We start from the raw sequence: 12,692 nt of genomic DNA, 5'->3' as shown, positions 1-12,692 counted from the left end.
CTGAGCGTCAGTCCTTCAGCGCGGCCACATGGTCGGCCACATAGGTTTCCAGCGAGCGCGGTGCGTGGCCGGTCAAAGTCTCGACATCACCGGTGACCGCCGACGTCCAGCCTTCGCGCACCGGATAGAAGATCGACGCGAGGAAGGCGGCGTAATCCTTCGGAACGCCAGCGCCGGTCAGAATGCCGATGAAAACATCGTCCGAAACCGCGCTATAGCCGACCGGCTTGCCGATGGCCTGCGAGATGATCGCGGCCGCCTCGCCGTAACTCAAAGCCTTCGGCCCGGTCAGGTTGAACGCCTTATTGTCGAAAGCCGTCGAGGTCAGCGCTGCCGCTGCACTGTCGGCGATATCGCGCACGTCGATGAAGCTCGACTTGCCTTCGCCTGCCGGAACGGCGATCTGGCCGTGTTCGATGCCGGCCTTCCAGTAGGTGTGGAAATTATCGGCAAACCAGTTGGGGCGCAGAATGACGTAAGGCGCGCCGGAAGCGATGATCTTCAGTTCCACCTGGCGATAGGGAATGGAATCGTCGGCATCGACGCCGAAGACGCTGAGGAACACGATCTTCACATTGCGGCGGGCAGCTTCCTCGACAACCGGCGTCAGAGCGTCGATTGCATCCAGACGCCCGCCAGCCAGGATCAGAAACAGACGATCGACGCCATCGAAGGCATCCGTGTAGGTCGAGGCATCGGTATAATCGAAGCGCACCCCTTCCGCGCCTTCGGCTGCCTTGCCGGTGCGCGAGGCCGCTTTCACGCTTTCGCCCCTGGCCAGAAGCGCTTTTACCAGCGGCGTGCCGATGGTGCCGGTGGAGCCGATTACGAGTATCTTGCCAGTCATCTCAAATCTCCGTAGTATCTAGTAGAAACCATGTTTCGAAAACATACGTACTGCGTATTCGAAATCAGGAAAAGAGAGCACTTTCCGGTTATCTGGTATCCTCAAGGAAACCGACCCGGGCTTTTCAGAGCGGGATGAGACCCATGGAACTTGTCTATGACGTTTACGAGGATCGCTGCCCCACACGCATGGTGCTGGACAGGATCGCTGACAAATGGGCGCTGCTGATCCTCGACAAGCTTCGGGTGGACGCGGTGCGCTTCAACCTGCTGCGGCGGGAAATCAAGGGCATTTCGCAGAAGGTTCTGTCTCAGACGCTGAAAAAGCTCGAGCGCGACGGCCTGATTTCGCGGCAGGCCTTTCCGACTGTGCCGGTCACGGTCGAATATTCCCTGACGCCGCTCGGGCGCACGCTGACCGACACGGTTGCGGCACTGGCCCACTGGGCGGAGGGCAACATGGACGCGGTGCTGGCGGCGCAGAAGGCTTATGACGAGAGGGGTGGGTTAGGGTAAGGCAGACCCCCGCCTTCCTGATTTCTTTGCTTGTCAAAGGGATGAAGGAGACGAGAGCATTGCGGGCACTCGTCCACCTTTTACCTGCCAAACCCTCCAACACCTACCGAGAAATCCGCGTGGAAAGAATGATCGACGATAGCGTGCGTTCCACGCCGTCCAGCGCGCCGATCCTGTCGATCAACCGGTCAAGGTCGAGAATGGAAGGTGCTGCCAGAATGGCGATCAGGTCGAAAGTGCCGCTGACCGAATGCAGCGTTGTCACCTCCTTGATGGCCGTGAGCGCCGCCGTCACGCCGGGCAGCGCCTTTGGCCCGATGGTGATCAGCACATGGGCGCGCACCAGCCCGGAAAGATAGCTTTCCGAAAGTCTCAGGCCATAACCGGCGATCACCCCTTCGGCCTCGAGCCGCTCGATGCGAGCCTGCACGGTGGTGCGCGAAAGGCCGAGTTTGCGGGCCAGTTCCGCCACCGGCATGCGGGCGTTTTCGGAAAGCAGGGCCAGCAGCGCCCGGTCCTTGTCGGCAATCGTCATAATGACCAATCCTGTCGTCTAATTGTCCAATATTAACCCGCTATCCGCACATAGTGAAGCTGCGAATCGTCCAAAAAAGCTGGCATTCTGTCTATGAAGCGCATCCGGTGCGCAGAGGCATATAAATTTACTGCGGGGAACAAAAACATGAAAAACATCGTCGTCATCGGCGCGGGCAATATCGGTTCAGCCATCGCCTGGATGCTGGCTGTCACCGGCGATTATCGCATCACGGTTGCCGATCGCTCGGCAGACCAGCTGACGAATGTGCCGGCGCATGAGCGTGTCGACACTGAAATCGTCGACATTGGCGACCGTCCGGCGCTGGAAGCGCTGTTGAAAGGTAAGTTCGCCGTGCTTTCCGCTGCGCCCTTCCACCTGACGGCGGGCATTGCGGAAGCTGCGGTTACAGTCGGCACGCATTATCTCGATCTGACTGAAGACGTCGAATCCACCCGCAAGGTCAAGGCACTGGCGGAAACGGCTGAGACCGCGCTCATTCCACAATGCGGCCTCGCCCCCGGTTTCATCTCCATCGTCGCCGCAGATCTTGCCGCCCGGTTCGACAAGCTGGACAGCGTGCGCATGCGTGTCGGCGCGCTGCCGCAATATCCGTCGAATGCGCTCAACTACAACCTTACCTGGAGCACGGACGGGCTGATCAACGAGTATATCGAGCCCTGCGAAGCCATCGTCGAAGGCCGCCTCACCGCCGTTCCGGCGCTGGAAGAGCGCGAAGAGTTCTCGCTCGACGGCGTGACATATGAGGCCTTCAACACCTCGGGCGGCCTCGGCACGCTATGTGCGACGCTGGAAGGCAAGGTGCGGACGATGAATTACCGCACCATCCGTTATCCCGGCCATGTCGCAATCATGAAGGCGCTTTTGAACGACCTCAACCTGCGCAACCGCCGCGATGTGTTGAAGGACCTGTTCGAAAACGCCCTGCCCGGCACCATGCAGGACGTGGTCATTGTCTTCGTTACCGTCTGCGGCACCCGCAACGGCCGTTTCCTGCAGGAAACCTATGCCAACAAGGTCTATGCCGGCCCCGTTTCCGGCCGGATGATGAGCGCAATCCAGATCACCACCGCAGCCGGTATCTGCACCGTTCTCGACCTGCTTGCGGAATGCGCCCTGCCGCAGAAGGGGTTTGTCCGGCAGGAAGAAGTGGCCCTGCCGAAATTCCTGGAAAACCGGTTTGGAAGATATTACGGCGCGCATGAGCCGCTGGCCCGGGTTGGGTGAGTTAACGGGAGCAATCGGCCCCGACACTATCATCCTCGGGCTTGTCCCGAGGATCTAACGTCTCACGAAATCGATAGGTAGCAGATGCTCGGGGCAGGCCCGAGCATGACGACGAGCGGCGGAATGCCTCTCCCAAATCACGTCCCGCAAAAGGTCCGAAACACCTTCTCATCGCTCATCGGCGGCTGCATGTAGACGAAATTGTCCGGCCGTTCCTCAAATGGCGTGGCAATCGCCGCCAGCATGGCGTGGAACGGTTCGAAATCGCCGTCTTCCACCGCCGCCTCGATCAGTTCCTCGATGCGGTGGTTGCGGGGAATTATGGCCGGGTTGACGGCGAGCATCGCCCGCGACCTCTCGGAGGCAGAAACTTCATCCCGCCCGGCCCGCTCCTGCCAGCGCGCCAGCCATGCATCCGCCGCCGCGATATCGATGAACATGCCGCGAAACGGCTCGGCATCGCCCTCTACCGCGTGAGAAAGACGCCGGAAGGTCAGCGTATAATCGGCTTCCGATGCCTGCATCAGCGAAAGAAGCGCCTGCACCAGCTCGATATCGCCCTCCTCTTCGCCCGTCAGCCCAAGCTTTTCGCGCATGCCGGCAAGCCAGCGCTTGGGAAACGCGGCGGCGAAATCAGCGAGCACGGCGTTTGCGAGTTCGGCTGCTTTCTCCACTTGAGGGTCAAGCAGCGGCAACAGGCATTCCGCCAGCCTTGCAATGTTCCATTGGGCGATACCCGGTTGATTGTTGAAGGCGTAGCGCCCCTGTGCGTCGATGGAGGAGAACACCTTGTTCGAATTGTACTCGTCAAGGAAGGCGCATGGTCCGAAGTCTATCGTCTCGCCGGAGATCGCCATATTGTCGGTATTCATCACGCCGTGGATGAAGCCAACCATCATCCAGCGGGCGATGAGTTCGCACTGCCTCTGAGCGATGCCCTGCAACAGGGCGAGATAGGGATTGTCCGCGTTTTTCACTTCGGGATAGTGGCGGTCAATCACATAATCCGCGAGATTTCTGATCCCCTCATCATCCTCGCGCGCGGCGAAGAACTGGAAGGTGCCGACCCTGATATGGCTTGCCGCAACACGGGTGAAAACCCCGCCCGGCAGACCCACCTCGCGCTGCACCCTGTCACCGGACAGGACGGCGGCGAGCGCCCTTGTCGCGGGAATGCCGAGCGCGAACATTGCCTCGGAGACGATATATTCGCGTAGCACCGGGCCGAGCGCTGCGCGCCCGTCGCCCCTTCGCGAAAACGGCGTCGGGCCGGAGCCCTTCAACTGGATATCGCGGCGTTTTCCGTGTTTGTCGATGACTTCACCGAGAAGAATGGCACGACCATCGCCGAGCTGCGGGACGAAACCGCCGAACTGGTGGCCGGCATAGGCCATGGCCAGCGGCTCGGCCCCTTGCGGCACCACATTGCCGGAAAAGATTCCCGCCAGCCTTTCGTCGTCGAGGCCTGAGACGTCGAGAAGAAGCTCGTCTGCCAGCGCGCGGTTGAAGGCGATGAGGCGTGGCGCCTTCACCGGCGTCGGCAATACGGCGGCGCTGAACCTTTCCGGCAGGCGGGCATAGGAATTGTCGAATGTGATCACGGGTAAACTCCCTGCTTTTGCCTGATATGGCGCTTTTTCCGCCCGGTTGCGAGGGGTGAATAGCCACAATTACGGGAAGCCGCAGCGAAGTTTGGAAAAATCAATTTGAACTACAGGTATATTTGAACATACAAACATCCAATGAATGAGCCGCAGTGCAAGCAGGATAAATTCGTGCCAGACTTCCCCTATGACGACAGTGAAATGGGCGAGGCCATCCGCCGCTTCGACTGGGCGTCGACAAGCACGGGACCGATAGAAACATGGCCGGTATCGCTCAAAGCCACCGTGCAAATGATTCTCAAGCAAGGTCATGCGATCTGCCTGTTCTGGGGTCCTGACCTGAACATCATCTATAACGATGCCTACCGCCCGCTTCTGGGGCTGAAGGAACAGGATGCGCTCGGCAAGCCGTTTCACATTCTCTGGTCCGATGTCTGGGACGATGTCAAACCGTTCGTGGACGCAGCCCTTTCAGACAGGGGCACATTTGCAGAGGACTTGCACCTCGTCATGGAGCGCAACGGCTATCCCGAGGACACCTATTGGACCTTTTCCTACAGCCCGCTTTATGACGATGCAGGCAAGGTGGCTGGATTGATCAACATCACGGTGGATACCACGAACAGCGTCCAGAGCCGCAGCCGGGAAGAGGTTCTGCGACGCGAACTCGTCCACCGGGTCAAGAATACGATGGCGATCACTACGGCGGTCGTCAGCGCCACCCTGCGCCACTCGCAGACGCTTGAGGATGCGCGCGACACCATCAAAAGGCGTATCGCAGCGCTCGGCAACGCCCAGAACCTCATTCACGCTTCGGGAAAGGGGGCCAGCATCTCCGCGCTTGTCCGCGATTCCGTTTATCCGCATCTTGACGACAAGGCGCGCGTAACGATTTCCGGACCGGACATGGAAATCGCGCCGCAACAGGCGCTGGGCCTGTCTCTGGCCATTTATGAACTGGCCACCAATGCGCTGAAATATGGCGCACTTTCCAACGAGAGCGGCAAAATAGAAATCGTGTGGACGCTGGACGAGGATGACCACTTCGAACTGCGCTGGCGCGAGACGAACGGACCTGCGGTCAGGACGCCGACGCGTACGGGTTTCGGCTCGCGGCTGACCAACCAGATCGTTGCGGCTTACTTCTCCGGCGAAGGCCGCACCTTCTATCATCCAGACGGGCTGCTGTTCGAGCTGGATGGCAAATATGAGGCTGGCGACGGCGAAACCTCTGGCGGTTGAACTTTCTTTCGTCCCATTCGTTGCGTTTCCTGAACCAAAGTAGCCGCAACGAAAGGAACGGGAATGACCGTCGTTGAAGCCGTAGCCGCCGAGCCGGAAAGCGCAATCCGCATCCTGCACACCGATCTGCCTGTTAACGCCACTTTCCATGTGTGGCTCAAGGCGAAAAAACCGGCGGAACCCGGCGCCGTCTCCTTTTCCAATGCGAATGGAAAATTCGCTGAGGTTTCAAGCCTCAACACGGAAGAGTTCGGATTTAGAATCTATCAGGTGTTCGGCGGCGGCCATGTGGAACTGAGCTACGACACGGTTACCACAGCCGTTTCCGTCATCTACTGGTTCACCGCCGCCGACGTGCTGGAAACCGGCATAACCGTCGTCCATACCAAGCCGGACAATGCCGCACCGGAACTGCCTGACAGCTATCACTTCCGCCCGCCCTTCGGCTGGATGAACGATCCGAACGGCTTTGGCCGGTTCGAAGGACGGCCGCATCTGTTCTACCAGCATTATTCACACGGGCTGCGCTGGAACACCATGCATTGGGGCCACGCGGTTTCCTCCGATTACCTGCGCTGGCGGCATCTGCCGATCTTCCTCTTCCCTTCAGAGGACCTGACAACGCGGCCGGACAAGCGCGGCGGCGCTTATTCCGGCTCGACAATTCCTTTGGTCGAAGGTTCGGGCATCCGCGTGTTCTTCACCGAGCAGGTGCAGGATCGCATTCCCGAACAGCAGATCCAGCTCACCGCCACTTCTTCCGATCTCATCATGGCCGGACAGGCCGAAGTCATTCTCGGCCATCGCCCGGACGGACAGGGGCTGACGCCGGACTTCCGCGATCCTTACGTCTTTCGCGGCCCGGATGGACTTTGGAAAATGCTGCTCGGAAGTCAGAGCGACGGTGGCGGCGTCATCCTGCTTTACGAGACGCTGGACCCGACGGCGGCGTCAGGCTGGACCTATGTGGGCAAGCTTTGGGTGGAAACGCGCTACAAGACCACTGCCATTGAATGCCCCTGCCTTCTGCCGCTCGACGGCCCGGCCAATGCCCGATCCACGCGCTGGGTTCTGGTCTATGGGCTGATGCATTCAGAAGACCCTGAAACCGGCCGCAAGAACCTGACCATGGCCGATGTCGGCTGGTTCGACGGCAAGGTCTTCACCAAGGAATTTGGGCAGGAGCTGGATTTCGGCACCGACAATTACGCCTTCCAGGCGTTTCTGGATGGCGACAGCATCATCGGCATCGGCTGGCTCGCCAATTGGGCGGATGCCAATCCGGAGATCGATTTCCCGACATCCATGACGCTGCCGCGCCGGATCCACTATTCGAACGGCGAGCTACTGACCCCGCCCATCGGTGCGGCGGAAAGCCTGCGAAGCCATATTGTCGATCGCACGCGGCTGGCGGCCGGGGAGCGCGTCACCTTCATCAACGGTGCGGTGGAGATGCTGATCGAGCTTGCTTCGCCCGGCACACCGTTCGAGTTGGTGCTCGATCATCCCGTGGTCACACTGGGCCTCATCGCCGATGAAACGGGCCTGTGGATCCGCCATGATGACGGGCGCGATGGCCCCTCGCCGCACTATATCGCCAGAGGGGCAAGGGCCTCGCACATCCGCGTCTTTCTGGACTACGGATCCATCGAAGTGTTCGCCAACCGGGGCCGGTATGTGGGAACAAAACGCATAGAGGGTTTCGAGCCCGTGCGTTCAGCGCTCCTCAAGGCAGCGCCGGGGGCTGTAGTGCACGCCACCAGCTGGGCGCTGCGTCCGTGAGGAACCTTTTGGCGGATCTGCTGTTGATAAGCAGCAACCGCTCAAAGGAGAAACGGCATGACAAAAATCAGCGATTCCCGCGATCCCATCCTGTTTCCGACAGAAGCCAACGAAAACAAGACCGAGAAAAAACGCGCGGGCAAGGGTGTCGTCATCATTATTGGCGCAGTCGCGATCATGGCTTTCGTGGTTTATCTGGCGGCGATCACCATCGCCACCACACAGTCTTAACCGCACACACGCCGCAGAGGCGTCAGCGCTGTCCGCTTCGCAAGCCGCGGGTTGTCAGGATCGCCAGAAGCGAGACGATGACACCCAGCCCATAGAGATAGAGCATCGGTATCGTCACATCCGCACGATCGATCTGCAGAACGAGATCGCTCGCGGCAGCGACGGTGCCGCTTGCGCCCGCACCGGCCGCGGCACCCAGCGTCGCGACCGTAGGCAGCAGCGCGCCCGTCATCTTGCGTTCCTCTTCCGGCGCGGCTTCCATGGCTGCCTGGCTGATGCCTGCCCAGGACATGCCGAAAGCTGAACCGATCAATATTTGCCCGATCAGCATTTCCGGCCAGTTCCCCGTCGCCAGCCCAAGCCCCAGCAGCGCACAACCCGGCACCATCTGGTAGGGTCCGTAATGCAGGCAAAGCTGCCGCAGGCGGCCCGAACGCAGGCTGCCGATCAGCATTGCCACGAAGCTCCAGGCAAGCGGCATCGTCACGACAATAAAACCGGCGAAGGTCGGCTCATGGTGCCAGAGATTGATGGCGACATAAGCGAGATAGACGCTGCCGAGTGCATGGGCATAGGACATCAGGAACAGCACCCAGAAACCGCTGCCAAGTACCGTCTTCAACCGGAAGGAATCCCTGGGGAACAGGCCGGTGGAAGGCTGGATGCCCGCCTTCAGCGATGCCCACAACAGGGCCGCACCAACCAGCAGCGACATGATGCGCAGACCGGCATCCTCAAAGGCGGAGGGTGCGGAGAAAGCCAATGCGCCAACAAGGCAAAGGAGCAGCGGCACCATCGGCTTGCGCGAGGTCGCGACCGACCGTTCTGCCGAAACCGCAATCGCCGTATAGGCCAGCAGCAGCACGATCAGCGGCGCAGACAGCAGGAATGTGGCGCGCCAGGAGATGTGCTCCGTGGCAAACCCGCCGGTGAGCGGCCCGACGAAGGACGCGACCGCCCAGATGGCCGCCTCGATGGCAAAGACCTTCGGCAGTAGAGCCGAGCGAAAGCCGGCAGGTATGAGGCTGTAACACACCGCCACGATCAAGCCATCGGCAAGTCCCTGCAACGCCCGGCCGATGACGACCCATAAAAAGCTGTCCGCGAGCGCCGACATGACGGAGCCGAAGGAGAAGATAAGGCAGCACAGGAATAGAACGCTGCGCGCGCCAAAACGCTCGCGAAACAGAACGGCGGTGACACCGCCTGCCACGGAACCGACGAAATAGAGGCTGTAGGCCCAGCTATAGAAGGCCGCGCCGCCAATCTCGCGCACCGCGACCGGCAGGGCCGTGACTACTGCAAACTGGTTGAAGGCATGCAGGCCGATACCGGAGGAAATGACGGTCAGAAGCGAGAGGTTCGCCCCACCAAGCAATTCCGACCAGCTATTTTTCTCCGTCATTTCCATACTCGTCAAAGCCGTATCCTTTCCATTCTTGCGATACGGCGGGCAAACTAGAACCTCAAGCACCATTGAGGTCAAGGCGCCTTTTCACCTATTCCGCTCGAGCGAACTTGCAGGCATCAGGAACCCTCTGCCTCCCCGGTCGTTTGCGCAATGACCAGACAGAAAGGATACCACCATGGACCGCAATAAAATCACACCTCTCAACGAAGACGCCATGGACGAGGAACTGCTCGATCTCGATATCGACGCCCTTCCGGCAAAGGGAGAAATTCCGCAGTCCATCGAACATGAAATCGAGGAAGAAGAGGCCGAGAGCGAGGACGACCCCTATCAGGAAAGCGACGAGGCCCTTCCCGATGACGCGGAAGAGCGCGTGATCGACCGCAATCCCTCGCGCGAAGGCGGTGCGTTCGACGAGGTTTAGGGACTGGCGGCGAGGCGGGATGCGGCCGTCAGTGGGCCTTCGCAGGCTTGTGGACGGCCTTTTCGACGCCTGCCGCTAGATCATCGAGGATCGGGCAATCCGGCCGGTGGTCGCCGCCGCAGCAATGGGCAAGGTGGGACAGCGTCTTCACCATGCCCTTCATCTCGGCAATCTTCTGTTCGAGATCGGCGATATGGCCGAGCGCAATGTCCTTCACCGCCGAACTCTCGCGGCTCTTGTCCTGCCAGAGTTTCAGGAGCGTTTCCGTCTCCTCCAGCGAGAAGCCAAGCGTGCGCGCCCGCTTGATAAAGCGAAGATTATGCACGTCCTGCTCGCCATAGACCCGGTAGTTGTTGCCGGTGCGGGCGGCGGGGGTGATGAGGCCGATCTGTTCGTAATAACGGATCATCTTGGCGGAAACGCCGGATGCATCCGAAGCCTGTCCGATATTCATAATGCCACTTCCCTCAGGGCGACTTTCGCCCGTTTATGGCTACTATGTAAGGATTCCCATCATGGGAAGGTCAAGGGATAACGACATTTTTTATCGCACGCACAATCGTGAGAGCCTGGCAAGGGTCTGAATTCGATGGCTACGCCGCCACACGTCTGGCGAGATAAATCGTCGCCCCACCGCAATCGGGATCGTTGACGATGTGGTCGAGAAGTCGAAACCCGTGCGCGGCAAGCAGGCTTTCATATTCTTCGCGAGCGAGGCTGGCATGGTAAAGCGGTTTTCCCTGAAGGGTCCCAGTCGCTTCCCCGTGTCCCGGCCCGGCCGTGAACATCAGTGCGGCGCCGTCATTGGCGTGCTGCCGGAAAATACCGAACATGCGGCGCTGATCGTCGGCCTTCAGATGGAAAAAACTATGCCAGGCAATCAACCCGTCGAAGCGGCAACTCAACACGAGTTCACGCATATCGGCGACCACCCAGCGCTTTTCCGGAAATCTGGTGCGGCAAATTTCTATCAGGGGATATGACGTATCGATGCCGGTCACGTCATATCCGTTGCCGATGAAGTAGCCGGCGATCGGCTCGCCTGAACCGCAGCCGATATCGAGGATGGATCCGCCCTGCGGCAAAAGCGACGTGAACCGATCCAGCCAGGGTTTTTCGGCGAGGGAGCGACCGCGCAGCCTGTCGAAATCAACCCCATGGTCGGTGTAGAGCTTGATCACATCGTTGGAGGCATCCGCCATGTCCGCTTTTCCTTGGGGCTGGCCAGCCGTGTAATCATCTGTGCACCGCCAGCCGGGCAATATCGCGCAGGAAGGCGTCGCGCACTGCGGGGCCGAGCGGTTCACTCGAGGGCTTGTCGGCAACGCGAAGCCTTGCGAAGACGATGTGCTGGCCTTCGCGCTCCGCCCAGCCAACGAACCAGCCGAAGGGGCGGCTTCGGTCGGGGTTGCCTTTTTCGTCGCGCATGAAGCCCGTGCCGGTCTTGCCGTGCACGCTCCAGCTCTCCGGCGCATCGAACACCGGCACGATCGCCCGCGTCTTTGCCTGCGCGTCGCGCGAAACCGGCAGATTTCCGGCCAGAAGGCGGCGGATGAATCCCACCTGCTCGACCGGGGAAACGGTCAGGGAAGCGCCGAGCCAGGAATGGGTGAGACCGTTATTCTTGCCGGGTTCACCGGATACATCGGCATTGCCGTAACCCAGACGTTTGACATAGGCGGCGAATTTTTCCGGGCCGAGGCGGCGGGTGAGTTCGCGCGAATACCACAGCACCGAATCCTGCTCCCATATGGTCGGATCAACCGTCTTGCGGTCCTGCGCGCGGGCCTCCGTGCCGGGTTTCCAGTCCCATGCAGGGGTCTTGTCATCCAGCAGGATGCCGGCGTCATAACCGATCAGAGCCAACGGCACCTTGAAGGTGGAGGCCGGCGCCACGCGCTGATCGCAGGCGCCCTGCTGGTTGATGACAGCGCCGGTCTCGATGGAGGTGACCAGCGTGCATTCAAAAGCCTGCGATTGCTGGGCGGAGGCGGAAAGCGGCAGAATACCCTGAAGGGCAATGCACGAAAGAACGATGGCGGGCAGCCGATAGCGCATGCGTTTTGATGTCCCTCGTCCGCATTCTGCGGATCATATGCCGGAATGGATGAACGGCGGCCCTTGTTTCAGGCATGCCGTGCTTCCGAAACATGCCTTAAGAAAACGATGGGGCAGGAATAGGACCAACACGAAAATTGGCGACTTCCGTCAGCTATTCTCTTTTTCGCCCGCCGTCTCACCCACTGTGAGCGGCCAGTCCACCACATAATCCTCGAAATCGTCAACCTCCACGTCCAGCTCGTTGACGGTGCGGCCGCGCGCGGAAATGCCGGCCTGATGCACCGTGTTCACGTCGCCGGAGACGAGATAGTGCCACCAGTACAGATCCTTGCCATCGCGTACCAGCGCGTAGGCGCAGGTGGGCGGCAGCCAGCCGATTTCGTGCACCTTTTTCAAATCCAGCTGGATACAGTCCGGCACGGTGGCGCGGCGGTTCTCATAGTCGGAGCACCGACAGCTTTCACCGTCAAGCAGCTGACAGCGGACCGACGTGAACACCACTTCGCCGGTGTCCCAATCTTCCAGCTTGTTCAGACAGCACAGGCCGCAGCCGTCGCACAGGCTTTCCCATTCCTGGCCACTCATCTCTTCCAGTGATTTGGTTTTCCAGAACGGCGCGTCATTCATCGTTAACATTTCCGTTCCATTTTGATCTCTTGGAGGGCAAGGTTTAACCGATCCCTAATCCTTAATATCGTATCGCCAAGGGCTGGTTTGTACGATATTTTAGCATTTTGGCGAGTGGCAATGGGTCATTGACCCGCGAGAGGCCGTCGCGTCAAGCAATTCCCG

General features: G+C 60.0%; 14 protein-coding genes. 6 read left to right on the top strand and 8 right to left on the bottom strand.

Annotation, left to right across the window (positions count from 1 at the left end; all coding sequences use genetic code 11):
- Window positions 1–7: 7 nt before the first annotated feature.
- Window positions 8–847, bottom strand: coding sequence for an SDR family oxidoreductase (locus tag AC1DCP_RS04075; RefSeq protein ID WP_065688129.1), 840 nt, complete (start codon window positions 845–847; stop codon window positions 8–10).
- 143 nt (window positions 848–990) lie between these two features.
- Here AC1DCP_RS04075 and AC1DCP_RS04070 point away from each other — a divergent pair, with 143 nt between their 5' ends.
- The gene (locus tag AC1DCP_RS04070) at window positions 991–1,362 is read left to right on the top strand and encodes a winged helix-turn-helix transcriptional regulator (RefSeq protein ID WP_112152828.1); all 372 of its coding nucleotides are present in this window, start codon (window positions 991–993) and stop codon (window positions 1,360–1,362) included.
- Between the two features lie 103 nt (window positions 1,363–1,465).
- On the opposite strand, the gene AC1DCP_RS04065 is transcribed toward AC1DCP_RS04070, so the two are convergent.
- Complete coding sequence (locus AC1DCP_RS04065; protein ID WP_003512084.1) at window positions 1,466–1,897, bottom strand: Lrp/AsnC family transcriptional regulator; 432 nt, start codon at window positions 1,895–1,897, stop codon at window positions 1,466–1,468.
- A gap of 147 nt (window positions 1,898–2,044) precedes the next feature.
- On the opposite strand from AC1DCP_RS04065, the gene AC1DCP_RS04060 reads away from it, so the two are divergent.
- Window positions 2,045–3,145: a saccharopine dehydrogenase family protein gene (locus AC1DCP_RS04060; RefSeq protein ID WP_112152827.1), complete on the top strand. Its 1,101-nt coding sequence runs from the start codon at window positions 2,045–2,047 to the stop codon at window positions 3,143–3,145.
- A 137-nt stretch (window positions 3,146–3,282) separates the two neighbouring features.
- Here the strand turns inward: AC1DCP_RS04060 and AC1DCP_RS04055 are convergent, their stop codons facing one another.
- Window positions 3,283–4,743, bottom strand: a complete 1,461-nt coding sequence (locus tag AC1DCP_RS04055; protein WP_112152892.1) for a protein adenylyltransferase SelO family protein — start codon at window positions 4,741–4,743, stop codon at window positions 3,283–3,285.
- A gap of 177 nt (window positions 4,744–4,920) precedes the next feature.
- Here AC1DCP_RS04055 and AC1DCP_RS04050 point away from each other — a divergent pair, with 177 nt between their 5' ends.
- From AC1DCP_RS04050 to AC1DCP_RS04040, 3 genes are all read left to right on the top strand, one after another.
- Window positions 4,921–5,991, top strand: a complete 1,071-nt coding sequence (locus tag AC1DCP_RS04050) for an HWE histidine kinase domain-containing protein (protein ID WP_236736230.1) — start codon at window positions 4,921–4,923, stop codon at window positions 5,989–5,991.
- 63 nt (window positions 5,992–6,054) lie between these two features.
- Entirely contained in the window at window positions 6,055–7,773 is a 1,719-nt protein-coding gene (locus tag AC1DCP_RS04045; RefSeq protein ID WP_038490330.1) for a glycoside hydrolase family 32 protein, read from the top strand.
- A 57-nt stretch (window positions 7,774–7,830) separates the two neighbouring features.
- A complete protein-coding gene (locus tag AC1DCP_RS04040; protein ID WP_003512077.1) occupies window positions 7,831–8,004 on the top strand; it encodes a hypothetical protein in 174 nt (57 codons plus the stop codon).
- Between the two features lie 22 nt (window positions 8,005–8,026).
- Here the strand turns inward: AC1DCP_RS04040 and AC1DCP_RS04035 are convergent, their stop codons facing one another.
- Window positions 8,027–9,415: an MFS transporter gene (locus tag AC1DCP_RS04035; protein WP_162696069.1), complete on the bottom strand. Its 1,389-nt coding sequence runs from the start codon at window positions 9,413–9,415 to the stop codon at window positions 8,027–8,029.
- A 175-nt stretch (window positions 9,416–9,590) separates the two neighbouring features.
- Between AC1DCP_RS04035 and AC1DCP_RS04030 the strand changes: the two genes are divergently transcribed.
- Window positions 9,591–9,839 (top strand): hypothetical protein, encoded by a 249-nt coding sequence (locus AC1DCP_RS04030; protein ID WP_065688127.1) that lies wholly within the window; start codon window positions 9,591–9,593, stop codon window positions 9,837–9,839.
- 28 nt (window positions 9,840–9,867) lie between these two features.
- Here the strand turns inward: AC1DCP_RS04030 and cueR are convergent, their stop codons facing one another.
- The 4 genes from cueR to AC1DCP_RS04010 all read right to left on the bottom strand — a co-directional run bounded on the left by cueR (window position 9,868) and on the right by AC1DCP_RS04010 (window position 12,527).
- Window positions 9,868–10,293, bottom strand: coding sequence for a Cu(I)-responsive transcriptional regulator (gene cueR / locus AC1DCP_RS04025; protein WP_065688126.1), 426 nt, complete (start codon window positions 10,291–10,293; stop codon window positions 9,868–9,870).
- A gap of 139 nt (window positions 10,294–10,432) precedes the next feature.
- The gene (locus AC1DCP_RS04020) at window positions 10,433–11,041 is read right to left on the bottom strand and encodes a class I SAM-dependent DNA methyltransferase (RefSeq protein ID WP_003512068.1); all 609 of its coding nucleotides are present in this window, start codon (window positions 11,039–11,041) and stop codon (window positions 10,433–10,435) included.
- A 34-nt stretch (window positions 11,042–11,075) separates the two neighbouring features.
- Entirely contained in the window at window positions 11,076–11,897 is an 822-nt protein-coding gene (gene blaOXA, locus AC1DCP_RS04015; RefSeq protein ID WP_003512067.1) for a class D beta-lactamase, read from the bottom strand.
- 150 nt (window positions 11,898–12,047) lie between these two features.
- Complete coding sequence (locus AC1DCP_RS04010) at window positions 12,048–12,527, bottom strand: YcgN family cysteine cluster protein (protein WP_019564095.1); 480 nt, start codon at window positions 12,525–12,527, stop codon at window positions 12,048–12,050.
- Window positions 12,528–12,692 lie beyond the last annotated feature (165 nt).

It is taken from the genome of Agrobacterium sp. 10T429 (genome assembly GCF_056393925.1).
Note: the sequence above shows the minus strand (reverse complement) of the source record. Positions and strands in the feature narration are given on the sequence as shown.

Excerpts from the sequence above, each read along its gene's own strand:
- AC1DCP_RS04010 (WP_019564095.1), bottom strand. The coding sequence starts at position 12,527 with ATGAATGACGCGCCGTTCTGGAAAACCAAATCACTGGAAGAGATGAGT.
- AC1DCP_RS04030 (WP_065688127.1), top strand. The coding sequence starts at position 9,591 with ATGGACCGCAATAAAATCACACCTCTCAACGAAGACGCCATGGACGAG.
- AC1DCP_RS04020 (WP_003512068.1), bottom strand. The coding sequence starts at position 11,041 with ATGGCGGATGCCTCCAACGATGTGATCAAGCTCTACACCGACCATGGG.
- AC1DCP_RS04035 (WP_162696069.1), bottom strand. The coding sequence starts at position 9,415 with ATGGAAATGACGGAGAAAAATAGCTGGTCGGAATTGCTTGGTGGGGCG.
- AC1DCP_RS04070 (WP_112152828.1), top strand. The coding sequence starts at position 991 with ATGGAACTTGTCTATGACGTTTACGAGGATCGCTGCCCCACACGCATG.
- cueR (WP_065688126.1), bottom strand. The coding sequence starts at position 10,293 with ATGAATATCGGACAGGCTTCGGATGCATCCGGCGTTTCCGCCAAGATG.
- AC1DCP_RS04065 (WP_003512084.1), bottom strand. The coding sequence starts at position 1,897 with ATGACGATTGCCGACAAGGACCGGGCGCTGCTGGCCCTGCTTTCCGAA.
- AC1DCP_RS04045 (WP_038490330.1), top strand. The coding sequence starts at position 6,055 with ATGACCGTCGTTGAAGCCGTAGCCGCCGAGCCGGAAAGCGCAATCCGC.
- blaOXA (WP_003512067.1), bottom strand. The coding sequence starts at position 11,897 with ATGCGCTATCGGCTGCCCGCCATCGTTCTTTCGTGCATTGCCCTTCAG.
- AC1DCP_RS04075 (WP_065688129.1), bottom strand. The coding sequence starts at position 847 with ATGACTGGCAAGATACTCGTAATCGGCTCCACCGGCACCATCGGCACG.
- AC1DCP_RS04060 (WP_112152827.1), top strand. The coding sequence starts at position 2,045 with ATGAAAAACATCGTCGTCATCGGCGCGGGCAATATCGGTTCAGCCATC.
- AC1DCP_RS04040 (WP_003512077.1), top strand. The coding sequence starts at position 7,831 with ATGACAAAAATCAGCGATTCCCGCGATCCCATCCTGTTTCCGACAGAA.